Origin of the sequence: Alloacidobacterium dinghuense, from assembly GCF_014274465.1 — a bacterium.
GTDB lineage: Bacteria > Acidobacteriota > Terriglobia > Terriglobales > Acidobacteriaceae > Alloacidobacterium > Alloacidobacterium dinghuense.
In genome coordinates, this window is sequence record NZ_CP060394.1 from 4114377 (window position 1) to 4129401 (window position 15025).

Annotated in this window: 12 protein-coding genes; 8 read left to right on the top strand and 4 right to left on the bottom strand. The window is 57.7% G+C overall.

Annotation, left to right across the window (positions count from 1 at the left end):
• Positions 1-299 precede the first annotated feature (299 nt).
• Positions 300-2720 carry an ABC transporter permease gene (locus tag H7849_RS16995; RefSeq protein ID WP_186740930.1) on the top strand — a complete coding sequence of 807 codons (2421 nt, stop codon included), beginning with the start codon at positions 300-302 and terminating at the stop codon, positions 2718-2720.
• A gap of 227 nt (positions 2721-2947) precedes the next feature.
• On the opposite strand, the gene H7849_RS17000 is transcribed toward H7849_RS16995, so the two are convergent.
• Entirely contained in the window at positions 2948-3775 is an 828-nt protein-coding gene (locus tag H7849_RS17000; protein WP_186740931.1) for an IclR family transcriptional regulator, read from the bottom strand.
• Positions 3776-3928: 153 nt separating this feature from the next.
• On the opposite strand from H7849_RS17000, the gene H7849_RS17005 reads away from it, so the two are divergent.
• The 7 genes from H7849_RS17005 (at position 3929) to fucP (ending at position 12110) form a co-directional block, all read left to right on the top strand.
• Positions 3929-5509: an alpha-L-fucosidase gene (locus H7849_RS17005; protein ID WP_251106327.1), complete on the top strand. Its 1581-nt coding sequence runs from the start codon at positions 3929-3931 to the stop codon at positions 5507-5509.
• Positions 5510-5609: 100 nt separating this feature from the next.
• Positions 5610-6692 carry a Gfo/Idh/MocA family protein gene (locus H7849_RS17010; protein ID WP_186740933.1) on the top strand — a complete coding sequence of 361 codons (1083 nt, stop codon included), beginning with the start codon at positions 5610-5612 and terminating at the stop codon, positions 6690-6692.
• A gap of 2 nt (positions 6693-6694) precedes the next feature.
• Complete coding sequence (locus tag H7849_RS17015; protein WP_186740935.1) at positions 6695-7930, top strand: ABC transporter substrate-binding protein; 1236 nt, start codon at positions 6695-6697, stop codon at positions 7928-7930.
• Positions 7927-8682 carry an SDR family NAD(P)-dependent oxidoreductase gene (locus H7849_RS17020; protein ID WP_186740937.1) on the top strand — a complete coding sequence of 252 codons (756 nt, stop codon included), beginning with the start codon at positions 7927-7929 and terminating at the stop codon, positions 8680-8682. Before H7849_RS17015 ends, H7849_RS17020 begins: the two co-directional genes overlap by 4 nt.
• Before the next feature lie 25 nt (positions 8683-8707).
• A complete protein-coding gene (locus H7849_RS17025; protein WP_186740939.1) occupies positions 8708-10009 on the top strand; it encodes an enolase C-terminal domain-like protein in 1302 nt (433 codons plus the stop codon).
• Complete coding sequence (locus H7849_RS17030; protein WP_186740941.1) at positions 10006-10848, top strand: fumarylacetoacetate hydrolase family protein; 843 nt, start codon at positions 10006-10008, stop codon at positions 10846-10848. Before H7849_RS17025 ends, H7849_RS17030 begins: the two co-directional genes overlap by 4 nt.
• An 8-nt stretch (positions 10849-10856) precedes the next feature.
• Complete coding sequence (gene fucP / locus H7849_RS17035) at positions 10857-12110, top strand: L-fucose:H+ symporter permease (RefSeq protein WP_186740943.1); 1254 nt, start codon at positions 10857-10859, stop codon at positions 12108-12110.
• Here the strand turns inward: fucP and H7849_RS17040 are convergent.
• The 3 genes from H7849_RS17040 to H7849_RS17050 are packed head-to-tail and all read right to left on the bottom strand — an operon-like array spanning position 12107 to position 14938.
• A complete protein-coding gene (locus H7849_RS17040) occupies positions 12107-12745 on the bottom strand; it encodes a LutC/YkgG family protein (protein ID WP_186740945.1) in 639 nt (212 codons plus the stop codon). The genes fucP and H7849_RS17040 overlap by 4 nt on opposite strands.
• Entirely contained in the window at positions 12738-14183 is a 1446-nt protein-coding gene (locus H7849_RS17045; protein WP_186740947.1) for a LutB/LldF family L-lactate oxidation iron-sulfur protein, read from the bottom strand. The genes H7849_RS17040 and H7849_RS17045 overlap by 8 nt, the downstream gene beginning before the upstream one ends.
• On the bottom strand, positions 14180-14938 hold the full coding sequence (locus H7849_RS17050; protein ID WP_186740949.1) for a (Fe-S)-binding protein: 759 nt from the start codon (positions 14936-14938) through the stop codon (positions 14180-14182). The genes H7849_RS17045 and H7849_RS17050 overlap by 4 nt, the downstream gene beginning before the upstream one ends.
• Between the last annotated feature and the right edge of the window lie 87 nt (positions 14939-15025).

Consider the following 15025-nt stretch of genomic DNA (forward strand, 5'->3'; position numbering starts at 1 on the left):
GCCACAATTCAGTAGCCCTCCCCCAAGTGCTACTCAATGATTGAACTCTATCGCCGGTTGGGCGAATCGGATATCCCAAATTGGTTTTGGCGCAGTGCTATTTCGTAATCGGTTGCGGTGATTACCTAGACTGTCTAGCGCTGGCCCTTTCGTGTCCAATTGTGAACGCGGCTGTTGCAAAAACGGGCATGCCGCTAGGGAATTCCTATTTCCCTAGCCGACATCTTATTCATTCTGCGACCGATCATTTTCGTGATGATTGGCATATAATTTGCCCGTTTTCGGACAAGGGGCTTTCCATGCAATCTTTCCTGCAGGACCTTCGCTATGCGCTGCGGCAGTTGAGGAAGACGCCGGGGTTTGGAGCGACAGTGATCGCTACCCTGGCGCTGAGTATCGGGATTACGGCTGCGGTCTTCAGCGTGCTGTATGCGATGCTTATCCGCCCTTTGCCGTATCAGGATACGGATCGAATTGTGGCGCTGGAGACGCGCTCGCCGGAGGGTTATACGCAGCCGGCGGCGTATCCGGAGTATCAGGATTGGCGGCGGATGAGCCATGGATTTTCAGCTTTGGCGGGTTACTCCGGCTATGGATCGGTGAATTTTGAGGGGCCGACCGGACCGATCGCGCTGCACGTCGTTAAGGGAACGGACAATTTCTTCGATGTGTTTGGGGTCAACCCCATCCTCGGACGCACGTTTGCGCCGGGCGAAGATGAAGACGGGAAGAACGACGTCGTGGTGCTGAGCTACGAGACCTGGCAGCAGCTTTTTGGCGGACGGAACGACGTCATTGGCGAGAAGGTGAAGCTGGATGGGAATGCATACACGGTAATCGGCGTGATGCCCGCGGGGTTCCGGTTCCCGATCGGTAAGGTGAACGCGATTTACACGCCGCTGCACATGGTGAAGCAACAAAGAGAGGGCCGCGGGAGCCACTGGATGCCAACGGTGGGACGCCTGAGAGCGGGCGTTTCGCTAAGCCAGGCGCAAGCGGACTTGTCGCAAGTCTTTGACGATCTTGGACGGCAGTATCCAGACACGAAGGGCAGAAAGGTAAAGCTGACTGACCTGGAGACGTTTGTTCTAGGCAAGTCCGACAGTTCACTGAAGCTGCTGCTGTATGCGGTGATGGCGCTGCTGCTGATTGGCTGCGTGAATGTGGCGGGGCTGATGCTGGCTCGCGGCGTGAAGCGCGAGCGCGAGATGGCCCTGCGTTCGGCCGTGGGCGCGGCCCGGGCGAGGATTGTGCGGCAGATTCTGACCGAGGCGCTGGTATTTGCGGTTTGCGGGGCGCTGGGCGGCGTGGTGCTGGCGGCCGGACTGCTTCGGGTGATTCGCATGCTGCTGATTTCTGCGCTCTCGCGCGGGGCCGAGGTGACACTGAATGTTCCGGTTCTGCTGGCGGCGCTATTTGTAGCTGTCCTGGTCACGATTCTGGCGGCGCTGATTCCGGCACTGCGGCTTTCGGGGACAGCTCCGAGCATGGCGCTCCGGGCAGGCGGGAGCGTAGGGACTTCGCGCGGACAGCACCGTCTGCGGGCAGCGTTTGTAGTGACGCAGGTGGCGCTGGCGCTGGCGCTGCTGGTGGTTTCCGGGCTACTGACGCATCTGCTGGGCAGCCTGCGGAACACCGATCTCGGATTTTCGCCGGACCATATCCTGACGGCGGAGGTCGATCTGTCGCCGGGACGCTATGACGGGCGCGATATGATGGCGGACTTCTATACGCCGATGCTGGAAAAGGTGCGGGCGATTCCCGGCGTTGAAGCGGCGGGAATCATTCAGGTACTGCCGATTCAGAATTGGGGGTGGAACTCGGAGATTCATGTGATCGGTACGCCGCCGGCTCCGGCGAACGCGGTGACGCTGGCCGAGGACCGCATCATGACGCCGGGTTATTACGACGTCTTCAAAGACAGGCTGGTGCGCGGCCGGCTCCTCGATCCGACGATCGATACGCGAGGCTCGAAGCCGATCATTGTCGTCAATGAGGCGTTTGTGAAGAAGTTCATTCCGGTGGGGCGCGACCCGATCGGGATGCAGATCGATCAGGATGATCACAACACAATTGTGGGGGTAGTGAAAGACATCCGGCAGAACATTTATGAGCCTCCACTGGCGGAGATGGACTACATGGCGTCGCAGGTTCCTCCGGGATGGGAGCAGGCCGTCTTGAACAACGTTACGCTGGTGGTGCGGACCTCGGTTGCGCCGGAGAGCATTGGGCCGAGCCTGCGAAAGGTTTTTCACGATGTCGATCCCACACTGCCCTTCCGCACTCCGGAGACGATGCAAAGCGTGATTGCCGACACGCTGATTTTTGAGCGGCTGGAGAACTGGCTCTTCGGCACGTTTGCCGCGCTGGCGGTTCTGCTTGCCATTGTCGGACTGTATGGATTGATCAGCCACGAAGTGGAGCTTTCTACGCGGGATATCGGCGTGAGGATGGCGTTGGGGGCTTCGCGCGGGCGGATTCTTTCCGGGATCTATCGGCGCGTGGGATGGATGCTCGGTGGCGGTGTGGTGATCGGGCTGATTTTGACGGCTTTTGCACGGAAGTACATCAGCTCGGTGGTGGAGATGCACGTGGACAAGGATGCGGGACGGATTCTCGGCCTGACTCTGGCGCTGATTGGGGCTGGATTGGTCGCGGCTTTCTTTCCGGCGAGGCGCGCTTCTTCTGTGGAGCCGGTGGTTGCGTTGCGGGATGAGTAACGACCGTACCGAATGGTTCGCAGTGCAGTCAACGTCTAGCATCGCATAGATTCTTCGCGTGGATGGCGCGTTCAGAATGACGCTTGGCTAGGGTTGTGATCTCCCCCACCCTATCGCAAAAATGCGCGATAGGATGGGGCACCCCTTTTCGTGCCCCTGCTCAGTAAAAGAAGGTCCTTCCCCTTCGTCCCTCAGGTCAGGATGACAGCTAATCGGACAGTTGAAACTCAGGCTTCGGGTTGAGGGATGCGCGGCCTCTTGGCTGGTTTCTTTTCCGCTTGGTGCGTGGGGTGGTGGAGGCCGCCGACGGCTTCGGTTAGCTTGAGGCTGGCGTCGCGCAGGGCGGTGCGGACGGTCTTGGGCGTAGTCGGGTCTTCGAGGCGGGCCAGGAATGGCACGGTCAGCGCGGCTACGGCGGTGCTAGTCTCGTCTAGTACCGGATAGGTGATGTTGATGACGCCGCGCATCTGGTAGCTGTCGCGCTCCTCGTATCCCTGCTCGCGTATTTTCTCTAAATGCTCCTCTAAATCTTTGGGGACGCGGTTGCCGGTCTGGTGCTGCCACATTTCGACAGCGCGGTTGCGCTGCTCGGCGGGGATGTGCGCGAGGATGACGTGGCCGGTGGCGGCGTGCATGAGGTCGACGATGGAGCCGGCTTTGACGTAGAAGCCGGGGCTTACGGGCGAGTCGGCCTGCGCGATGATGACGACGTGGCCCCCTTCAAGAACCCCTAGATGGACGGACTGGTTGAGCTGATGCACCAGTTCCTGCATGACGGGCAGCGCTTCGGAGACGAGGCGCTTGGTCGGCGGGTATTCGAGCGCCATGCGGAAGATTCTTAGGCTCAGGCGGAAGTGGTCATCTTCGTCGGAGCGGGTGATGTAGCCGCGCTCTTCTAGGCAGAGGAGCATGCGGAAGATTTCAGAGACAGTGCGGTTGAGGCGGCGGGCGACTTCGCTTTTGGTGAGGCCGGAGGGCTCGTGCGCGAAAAGCTCAAGGATGTCGAGGCCTTTTTCGAGGGCCGGAGTTGGGTAGCGTCTTTTTGCTGTCTTCAAAGTGTGTGCCCGCGTATTGTTTTTCTCGGGGATTGCAGTGATTGTAAACCGCTTATGACGGAAGACTGTAGAACCATTTAGTATTGCCCGTCAAAACGTTTTTTAGCGTATAAAAGGATGGTCTAAAAGTCAGTTCTGAGCAGGAGAGCGAAATTGAAAGCGAAGCGCGGATTGAGGGTTGTGGTCTGGGGGCTCGTAGCAAGTTGCGGTCTGGGGGCGGTGGCGCAGCAGCCGAATGCGGACGATATCGTCTGGCAGAAATCGGTAGCGAAGTATGACAAGCAGCGCGCGGCGGTGCTGGCTACTGTAGACAAGGACGCGCATGAGGGGCCGTTTCAGCCGAACTGGGGTTCGCTGAAGGAATACAAGATTCCGGATTGGTATCAGGATGCGAAGTTCGGGATCTTTATTCACTGGGGCGTCTATTCGGTACCGGCGTTTGGCAGTGAGTGGTATCCGCGCAACTCGTATCGGCAGGGCACGCCGGACTTCAAGCACCAGGTAGAGACCTACGGGCCGCAGACGAAGTTTGGGTACAAGGACTTTATTCCGGAATTCAAGGCGCAGGATTTTGACGCGAAGGCGTGGGCGGCGCTGTTCAAGGAGTCGGGCGCGAAGTACGTGATTCCGGTGGCGGAGCACCATGACGGCTTCCAGATGTACTCGTCCGACCTGAGCGACTGGTGCGCGGCAAAGATGGGGCCGAAGCGGGACATAATCGGCGAGCTGCGGACTGCAATTCTGGCGGAAGGAATTCACTTCGGTGCGTCGTCGCACCGGGCGGAGCACTACTGGTTTATGAATGGCGGGCGGCAGTTTCCTTCCGATGTTCAGGACCCGAAGTATGCATCGTTGTACGGGCCGGCGCATGTAGGGCCTGATCCGGACAAGGATCAGACGGGGCATCCTGATACGGCGTATCTGAATGACTGGCTCGCGCGCAGCGGCGAGATTGTGGAGCGATACCATCCGGAGCTGATGTATTTCGACTGGTGGGTGGAGCAGGATACCTTCCAACCGTATCTGCAGCGTTTTGCCGCGTTCTACTACAACCAGGCGGCGAAGGCCGGGCAGCAGGTGGTGCTCTTCCGCAAGAACAATGCGTTTCCGGATGGGACGACGGTGCTCGACATTGAGCGCGGGCAGTTGGACAAGATTCGCGAGCAGCACTGGCAGACCGATACGTCTGTAAGTCAACAGTCGTGGGGATATATCAAGGGCGATACCTATAAAACGCCGGAGAGCATTGTCTGGCAGCTGATTGATATTGTCAGCAAGAACGGGAATCTGCTGTTGAACATCGGACCGAAGTCGGATGGAACGATTCCGGACGAGGCGCAGTCGATTTTGAAACACACGGGCGCGTGGCTGAAGGTGAATGGCGAGGCGATCTATGGAACGCGTCCTTGGACCACATATGGCGAGGGGCCAACGAAGGTGGTGGCCGGATCATTTAACGATTCGGAGACGAAGCCTTATACGGCGCAGGATATTCGCTTCACGACCAAGGGCAAGACGCTGTATGCGATTGCGCTGGGCTGGCCCTCGGATGGGAAGCTGGTGATTCAGTCGCTGGGCAGCGGCAGCGGGGTGAAGGTCGGGTCGGTGGCGCTCCTGGGATCGAGCGAGACCGTGCATTTTACGCAGGAGAGCGATGGGCTGCATTTGGATGTACCGGGGCAGGCTCCAGGAGACTACGCGTACAGCTTCAAGATTTCGCCTGCCGGCGAGTGATGGATTTGGATGCGTTCGGATTTCGCAGTACGATACTTTTATTGACAAATAAATAGTTTTACATATAGAAGTTTGATTTGATTTCTTTTCTTTTGTGAGCATGGATTTCCAATCTCGTGTTGAGCAGGCTTTGCGCGAGGCAAAGCCGCCGCTGCCGCGTCAACCTCGTTCGATTATTGTGGTCGGGACGGGCGGGATCGTGCATGACGCGCATCTTCCCGCATATCAGAAGGCTGGCTTTCCGGTGGCGGCGCTGGTGGATGCGAATTCGGCACGGGCGGCGACGCTGGCAGCGAAGCATTCCGTTCCCCTGGCCACGTCGTCTTTGGATGAGGCAATTGCGAAATCGCCGAAAGATAGCATCTTTGATGTTGCAGTCCCTGCGGGGGCGATTCTGGATGTGCTGCCGCTGCTTCCGGACGGGTCGGCTGCGCTGATTCAGAAGCCGATGGGAAACACGCTGGCGGAGGCAGAACAGATTCTGGCGCTTTGCCGCAAGAAAGGCATGACGGCAGCGGTGAATTTCCAGTTGCGCTATGCGCCGGTGATGCTGGCAGCGCGACGGATCACCGATGCCGGGCTGCTGGGCGAGCTGCACGACCTGGAAGTCAGGGTGAATGTGTTTATGCCCTGGGAGCTGTGGGGCTTTCTGGCGACAGCGCCGCGGCTCGAGATTCTGTATCACAGCATTCACTACATCGACCTGGTGCGGTCGTGGTTCGGCAACCCGGAGCGCGTGCTGGCGAAGACGGTGCGGCATCCGAAGACGGCGAATCTGGCAGCGACGAAGAGCCTGATCACGCTGGATTACGGCGACTGGAAGCGCGTGTATATTGCGACCAACCACGGGCACAAATTCAAGAACTCGCAGCACAGCTATGTGCAGTGGGAAGGTACGGAAGGCGCGCTGCACGCGGTGATGGGCGTGAACCTGGATTACCCGCGAGGGCGTCCGGACACGCTGAGCATCGCGAAGACTGATGAGGATTGGCAGACGCTGCCGACTGTGGGCAACTGGTTCCCGGATGCGTTTATCGGTTCGATGGGCTCGCTGCAGGCTTATGTGACAGGCGACACAGATACGCTGCCGACGAGCGTGGAGGATGCCATCGACACGATGCGCACGGTTGAGGCTGCATATATTTCGAATGAGCGGGACGGGGTTCCGCTGATGAGTCATTGATTATGTCGAGCACACTTCTGCGCATCGCGGTTCGAGAATTCTCCGATTTCGAGAATGCGCTTGCCGAAGAGATCGAGATTTATCGAAAGCAACATCCGGGGGTGGGGTTCGAGGCAGTTCCGCTGGACCTGCACAAGCTGCATGGCGAGATGTTTGAGAAAAACGGGCTGCGCAACGGTATGTGGGACATTGGCTATATCAGCACCGACTGGCTTGCCGAGGCAGTGGAAGAGGACACGGTTGAAGAGCTGACTCCTTATATGAAGCAAAGGCCCGTTGCAGATTGGCCGCAGGGGTGGGCGCGGTCGATTGTTGATCCGCTGCTGTTTGGAGACAGGCTTTACACTCTGCCGTGGCATGATGGGCCGGAGTGTCTGATCTATCGAAAAGACCTGTTTGAGGATGCCGGTGAGCAGGAGAGATTTCGTAATCAATACGGTTACGAATTAAAGCCGCCGCGGACGTGGAAACAGTTTTCTGACATTGCGCGTTTTTTTACGCGGCCTGCTGAGAATCTTTACGGGACCCTATTCGCGGCTTTTCCGGATGGGCATAATACCCTTTACGATTTTGCGCTGCAGCTCTGGAGTCGCGGCGGCGAGTTTGAAGACGAGGACGGCAAGGCGGTTCTGAATACGCCGGAAGCTGCGGCTTCGCTCGATTTTTATCGCAACACGATTCGCGATGCTTCGATGTGCTATCCGGGGGCAGAGGATTTTGATTCGACGCGCTCTGGGGATGTGGTGTTATCCGGCGCGATTGCGATGATGGTGAACTGGTTCGGCTTTGCGGCGCGCTGTGACCGGCCCGGTTCGCCGCTGCGCGGCAAGATTGCGATTGCGCCGATTCCTTCCGACGAAGGCAAGCCGCCGGCTTCCCTTTCCGTATTCTGGACTCTGGGGATCGGGACGGGATCGAAGAATAAACAGGCGGCGTATGACTTTATTCACTTTCTGACGCAACCGGAAATGGACCTGGGCATTGTGAAGCATGGCACCGTTGGCGTGCGGCTCTCGACGTGGAGAAGTGACAATGTGCAGAAGCAGATTCCGGCGTACGCGAAGATAGAAGAGATTTCTCTGGGCGCGCGTAAGCTGCCGCGCAGCAGGAATCTGCCGGCGTTTGCGGAGATTCTGAATGATGTTGCCATGGAGGCGCTGAAGACGGATGCGCCTTCGGCTGCGATTCTGGCGAAGGGACAGGCGCGGATTGACGCGCAGAGGATTGCTTTTCGATGAGTAGTGGTGATGCATTTCGGCTGGACGGGAAAGTAGCGCTGGTGACGGGCGGCGCGAGCGGTATTGGCGAGGCGACTTGCAAGGAACTGGCGCGCGCGGGTGCATCGGTGATCGTTGCGGATATCAATCGGGAAGCCGCCGAGAGATTGGCTTCTACGCTGCCGCATGCGAAGGCGGTGCGTATGGATGTGACGAATGTCGAGTCGATTGAGGCTGTGGCGGCGACGATAGAGCGGCTGGATATCCTAGTGAATAACGCGGGCATCGCGCATGTCGGCGATATCGCGCATGTCGAGCCCGATGATTTTGATCGATTGATGACGGTCAATGTGAAGTCTGTATATCTGGTCACACGCACGTTTCTGCCTTTGCTGCTGAAAGTACGTGGCTCGATTGTGAACATTGGCTCAGTCGCGGGGCAGGTCGGTATCAAGCAGCGCTTTGCGTATTGCACCACGAAGGGCGCGGTGCTGGCGATGTCGCGGCAACTGGCGGTGGAATATCCGAAGGAGCTGCGGGTGAACTGCATTTGCCCGGGGACGGTGCAGACGCCGTTTGTGGAGGGGTATCTCGATAAATATCACGCGCATGAGAAGGAAAAGATTCGTGCTGAGCTAAATGCGCGGCAGCCCATTGGACGCGTGGGCAAGCCGGAAGAGATTGCGTCGCTGATTCGCTATGTGTCTTCGGAGGAAGCGGAATTCATGACGGGTTCATTGCTTGCGATTGACGGCGGATGGACCGCCGCTTGAGCAGGCGAAAGGAGAGTGATTCCGATTGAGCGATCTAAAGATCACCCACGCGCGCGTAGTCGATCTGCGCTTTCCTACCTCGCGGGAGCATATCGGGTCGGATGCGGTGAATGTCGATCCGGACTATTCGGCGGCTTACTGCATTCTTGAGACAGATCACGGTCCACATGGATATGGACTGACGTTTACGCTGGGGCGCGGCACGGAGCTGTGCGTTGAGGCGCTCAAGTATCTTTCGCGCTTTGCGGTCGGGCGGACACTGTCTTCGATTACGGATGATCTCGGCGAGTTTTATCGGCTGCTGACTTCGGACAGCCAGTTTCGCTGGCTCGGCCCGGAGAAGGGCGTGATTCATCTGGCGACGGGCGCGCTGATCAATGCGGTGTGGGATCTGTACGCGCGTGTGCAAGAAAAACCGCTTTGGAAATTGCTGGCTGATATGAGCGCGGAGGAGATTGTCCGCGCGATCGATTTTCGCTATATCACCGATGCGTTGACCCGCGAAGAGGCCCTGGAGATTTTGCGCGCGCGTAAAGCGTGCATGGATACGCGGCTGAAGCAATTGCAGGAGACGGGGTATCCAGCGTATACGACTTCGGCGGGGTGGTTCGGGTACGACGACGAGAAGATTGTGCGCCTCGCGAGCGAAGGGCTGGCCGAGGGATGGACCCATTTCAAGTTGAAAGTCGGCGGAAAGCCGGATGATGACTTGCGGCGCGCGCGGCTGCTGCGGAATACGATCGGATGCGGCAACAAGCTGATGATGGACGCCAATCAGAAATGGGATATTGGCGAGGCAATTGAGCGAACGAGGCAACTTGCTGAAGTCGATCCCTGGTGGATGGAAGAGCCGACGAATCCGGACGACATTCTGGGACATGCGCGGATTCGGCGTGAAGTCCCGAAGGTGCGCATAGCGACGGGCGAGCATTGCCACAACCGCGTAATGTTCAAGCAGCTGATGCAGGCCGAGGCGATTGATGTTTGCCAGATTGACAGCTGCCGCCTTGCGGGCGTGAATGAGAATCTCGCCGTGATTCTGATGGCAGCGAAGTTCGATCTTCCTGTTTGTCCGCATGCGGGCGGCGTTGGCCTTTGCGAGTATGTACAGCATTTGTCGGCCTTTGATTTTCTGCGTGTATCGACCACATTGGAGGACCGCGTCACGGAGTTTGTCGACCATCTGCATGAACATTTTGTCGACCCGGTGAAGATTCGCAATGCGCACTATGTGCTTCCGGAGAAGCCCGGCTACAGCGCCGAGATTTATGAGGATACGCTGCATGATTACAGCTATCCGGATGGACGCTTTTGGAGAAATGAATGAAGTTCGTTACGTTTTCTGCTGGAGACGGCACTACGCGGGCCGGGATATTGCTGGATGGCTCGGTCGTGGATATTTCTTCGCGCTTTCGCGGTGTGCTCTCGGTCATTCATGGCGGTGAAGAAGCACTGAGCGCCGCGCGGTCGCTTGTCTCCGATGTGCGCGTTCCGTTAGATACTGTGCAACTGCTGGCTCCGTTACCGGACGCGCCGCGGATTTTTTGTGTCGGCCTGAACTATCGCGATCATGCGGTGGAATCGAAGATGGAGATTCCGAAGGTGCCAACAATTTTCATGAAGCTGCCGTCGGCATTGATCGGACCGAAGGCAGAGATTGAGCTGCCGAAGATCTCATCGCAGCCAGATTACGAAGCGGAGTTTGCGTGCGTGATCGGCAAGGGCGGCAATCGCATCGCTCGTGATGACTGGCAGGACTATGTTTTTGGCTACACGATTTTGAATGATGTCAGCGCACGCGATATTCAGCTTGCCACTACCCAGTGGACGCTGGGCAAGAGCTTTAATACGTTCGCGCCGCTTGGACCTGCGATTGTGACCAAGGATGAGATTGCCGATCCGCATGCGCTGGATGTGAATCTCTCGATTGACGGCGAGGTGCTGCAGCACTCGAATACGCGCGAGCTGATTTTCAAGCTGCCTGATTTGATTGCATATATTTCTTCGATTACTCCGCTGCAGGCAGGGGATATTATCAGTACCGGCACGCCTGCGGGCGTGGGCCTGGGTCGCAGTCCGCAGCGTTGGCTGAAGGCGGGCGAGACGATTACGATCGAGGTCAGCGGACTGGGAACGCTGGTGAACCCCGTGGTCGCCGGAGAGTAGCTGCATCTATGGCAGTATCGCGCATCTCAACGACATCGATTCCGCAAACGGGCGGCCCACTTACGGAGCGGCGCTACATCGTTCCGCTGATGCTCATTACCAGCCTGTTTTTTCTGTGGGCTGTTGGCGTCAACCTGAATGACATTCTCATTCCGCATCTGAAAGGCGCATTTCACCTGACGGACTTTGAGTCTTCGTTTGTGCAGGTAGCTTTCTTTGGCGGATATTTCCTAGCCGCGTGGCCTGCCGGAAGGTTGATGGAGAAGATCGGCTATCAGCGCGGCATTGTGTGCGGGCTGCTGATCTGCGCTTGCGGGGCCTTTCTGTTTATTCCGGCAGCTTCGATTCGCGTCTATGCGGTCTTTCTGCTCGGACTGTTTGTGATGGCTTGCGGGCAGTCGTTTCTGGAAGTCTCGGCGAATCCCTATGTGACGTTTCTTGGACCGCCGGGCACTTCAGAGCAGCGATTGAATGTCGCGCAGTCATTCAATGCGGTGGGCGCGGTGGTGACGCCGATTTTCGGGTCGGCTTTTATTCTTTCGCGAGCGCATGCTGCGGCGCCGGGGTCAGAAGCAGATGTCGTGCGCCTGCCGTACATGATCATCGTCAGCATTTTTCTGGTGATGGCGCTGATCATTTATTCGGCGAAGTTGCCTGTGATCCAAGAGGAACAAGCGGAAGAAGAATCGACGCAGTTTTCAGGAATTATGGCGTTTCCGCATTTGTTGAAGGGCGTGGCGGCGCAGTTTTTTTATGTGGGTGCGCAGGTGGGCGTTGCGAGTTTCGTGATTCGCTTTGTGCAGCATGCGCATCCGGGCACACTGGACACGGAGGCAGCGAATTACCTTAAACTGCACCTGCTGGGGTTCATGATCGGGCGCTTCGCGGGGTCAGCACTGATGAAGAAGATTAAACCTGCGCATATGCTCGCCGCCTTTGCGGTTGGCTGCGTGGTCTCGGTGCTTCTCGTGATCTTCACGAGTGGAACACCTTCGCTGGCGGGGATTGTGCTGCTCGGTTTCTTTCACTCAATCATGTTCCCGACGATCTTTGCGCTCAGCATCCGGCACCTGGGGCCCTACACCAAGCGTGGGTCATCGCTGGTAGTGATGGGGATTCTGGGTGGCGCGGTCTTCCCTGCTCTGATGGGACGCATTTCCGATGCTGCGAATATTCAATGGGCGTTCTTTGTTCCACTGGCCTGCTACCTATTTGTGCTCTATTTTGCGGTGAGCGGATATAAGGTCCGACACGTCGCCTAATCTCTGACCACAATTACATCGAGAAAGCGCGGGCCGTGGACGCCGCGAATGCGCGTCATTTCTATGTCTGCCGTTGCCGATGGTCCGGAGACGAAGGTTAATGGCTCAGCCTTGTATGGCTCAAGTCTGGCCATCGCTTCGGGGACGGTGTCGACAATTTGATTTTCGTAGACAACACACAGGAAGCGGTCGGGCAGGAGCGTCAACTGGCGCGTTCCTCGGAGGATGATGGTTCCGGTGTGTGCGATAGCAACTTCGCATCCGGCGATGGCGCCACCAGTGGTGTTCAGCTGATCCTTCGTACTTTTTGACTCGCGCTGCCAGGTGAAGCCCGTGGGCAAGTCTTCTTCGGGGAAATCGTCGGCTACGATGGCGGATTTCTGATCGTGGGATTTCAGAACCTCTGCGATGGCGCAGGCCAACGTGTCCGGGTTTGCTTCGAAGACGTGCGCGTCGTATTCGTGCAGGTGATCGAGGAATGTCTTCAGGATTGTTTCGCGATCAAGAGTGGTGCGTTGCTGATAATTTCGCTCAATGGCTGGATATTCAGCTGCGCTTGCTGCCGCTCTCGCGCTGGTGTTCGCTGTGCGGATGCGGTTAAGGATGGCTTCGCATGCGTCCCTGCCTTCAGCCATCGGCGCCCTCCTTTTTCTCTTTTTCGTGCTCACGCCACCAACTGCGGAACGACTGTTTGGGCAATGGGCGCATATCGCGCACGGCGGTCCAGTTGCCCAGCATGCCTGGCAGATGCTTGATCCAACCTTCGGAGACGAACGGCCACTGGCCGAGGCGACCGAGACGTTGTGCGGCTTCCAGGCGGCGGCCACTGGAGAAGACGCGAGCCATTGCTTTCATGCCGATGGCTTCGATGTTGGCTCCGCTCTGCTGCTCGCGTACGATACGGCCACGCAGGTGGATGAGGACCTCAGGGATGTTGATTTTCACCGGGCAGACTTCATAGCAGGCTCCGCAAAGCGATGAGGCATAGGGCAGCGATTGCGAGTGCTCCATGTCGAAAAGCTGTGGCGTAACAATGGCGCCGATGGGGCCTGAGTAGATGGAGCCATAGGCGTGGCCGCCCGTCTGGCGGTAGACCGGGCAGGTGTTGAGGCAGGCGCCACAGCGGATGCAATGCAGCGTCTGGCGCGCTTCCGGGTCGGCGAGGATACGTGTGCGTCCATTGTCGAGCAGGACGACGTGGAAGTGCTGCGGGCCTTCGCCCTTGTGCACGCCGGTCCAGAGCGAGTTGTACGGATTCATGCGCTCGCCGGTTGCGGAACGCGGCAAGAGTTGCAGGAAAACTTCGAGGTCGCGAAACGAGGGAATGATTTTTTCTATGCCGGCAAGTGTGATGAGGATATCGGGTAGCGTGACGCACATGCGTCCGTTGCCTTCGGATTCGACGACGCAGACGCCGCCCGTGTCTGCCAGAAGGTAGTTGGCTCCGCTGAAGCCGATTTTTACTTTCAGGAATTTTTCGCGGAGGTACTGGCGCGCTGCGTTGGTAAGGTCTTGCGGTTCATCTGTCAGCTCAGACAAGCCCATTTCGCGCATGAAGATTTCGCGTACCTGCTGGCGGTTCCTGTGCAGGGCTGGCGCAACAATATGCGATGGCTTGTCGTGGCCGAGCTGCACGATCATATCGGCGAGATCGGTTTCATGCGGGTGAATGCCGTTGGCCTCGAAGGCTTTGTTGAGGCCGATCTCGTCGGAGGTCATGGTCTTAACCTTGATGACTTCCTTGCCTCCGTACTGCTTCACCAGGTCGACGATGATGCGGTTGGCCTCGTCAGCATCGGAAGCCCAATGCACGTGGCCGCCGGCGGCGGTGCAGGCGGCTTCGAACTTCAGGAGATATTCATCAAGGTGCGCAAGAGTGTGCTGCTTGATGGCGCTTGCCGTCGCGCGCAACTGCTGCCAATCCTGCTGCTCTTTTACGACAATGGCGCGCTTGCCGCTAATGACGTCAGTTGCATGACGAACGTTTTTGCGCAGCTGCGCATCGTCGAGTAGTTTGAATGCTGCTTTCTGAAAAGATGGAGCTTCGGCGGCTTCTCCCACGCGGATGGTCATGATTGAGCCTCGTCTTCGCTAGGCTGGTCTTCTGTAGACGCGAGGATTTCTGCGAGGTGCACTGTTTTGATTCCGGTACGCTGGCGGTGCAATCCGCCGAAGATGTGCATGAGGCAGGAGTTGTCGACGGCAGTGCAAACTTCGGCGCGGGTGTTCTCGACGCAGCGGAGCTTTTCGGAGAGCATAGCGGCGGAAACGTCGCCGTTCTTGATGGCGAAGGTGCCACCGAAACCGCAGCACTGGTCGATCTCATTCAGCTCGACGAGATCGATGCCACGGACTTTTCGTAACAGGCGTAGTGGCAACTCGCCCAAGTGCAGGCTGCGCAGCGAGTGACAACTGGCGTGGTAAGTGACGCGGTGGGGGTAGTAGGCGTTGACGTCTTCGATGCCGAGTTTGTTCACGAGTAGCTCGCTGAGTTCATAGACACGGGGCAGGAGTCGATCGACTGCCTTGATGAGTCCGGGATCGCCGGTAGCTTCGGCCATTTTGGGATAGTGATCGCGGATCATGGCTACACACGATGAGGATGGGATGCAGACGACTTCTGCATCTTTGAAGATTTCAACGAAGCGTTGCATCAGCGGCATCGCTTCCTGCTGGTAGCCGGTGTTGTAGTGCATCTGGCCGCAGCAGGTCTGCTCGAGTGGAAACTCGATCTCGTGGCCGAGCCGTTCGAGGAGGCGGACGACACTCTTGCCGGTCTCGGGAAAGAGGGTGTCGTTGTAGCAGGTGATGAAAAGCGAAATCCGCACTACAATTCCCTCGTTTAACTTTTCGGGTTAAGAAAATCGGTTTATTAATTCGCTGGCATCTGTACACTGGTGCGGGAAGCTGATCAA

What these genes read in the sequence shown, in the direction of transcription:
- H7849_RS16995 (WP_186740930.1), top strand. Translation starts at nt 300, where the DNA reads ATGCAATCTTTCCTGCAGGACCTTCGCTATGCGCTGCGGCAGTTGAGG.
- H7849_RS17010 (WP_186740933.1), top strand. Translation starts at nt 5,610, where the DNA reads ATGGATTTCCAATCTCGTGTTGAGCAGGCTTTGCGCGAGGCAAAGCCG.
- H7849_RS17015 (WP_186740935.1), top strand. Translation starts at nt 6,695, where the DNA reads ATGTCGAGCACACTTCTGCGCATCGCGGTTCGAGAATTCTCCGATTTC.
- H7849_RS17020 (WP_186740937.1), top strand. Translation starts at nt 7,927, where the DNA reads ATGAGTAGTGGTGATGCATTTCGGCTGGACGGGAAAGTAGCGCTGGTG.
- H7849_RS17030 (WP_186740941.1), top strand. Translation starts at nt 10,006, where the DNA reads ATGAAGTTCGTTACGTTTTCTGCTGGAGACGGCACTACGCGGGCCGGG.
- fucP (WP_186740943.1), top strand. Translation starts at nt 10,857, where the DNA reads ATGGCAGTATCGCGCATCTCAACGACATCGATTCCGCAAACGGGCGGC.
- H7849_RS17040 (WP_186740945.1), bottom strand. Translation starts at nt 12,745, where the DNA reads ATGGCTGAAGGCAGGGACGCATGCGAAGCCATCCTTAACCGCATCCGC.
- H7849_RS17045 (WP_186740947.1), bottom strand. Translation starts at nt 14,183, where the DNA reads ATGACCATCCGCGTGGGAGAAGCCGCCGAAGCTCCATCTTTTCAGAAA.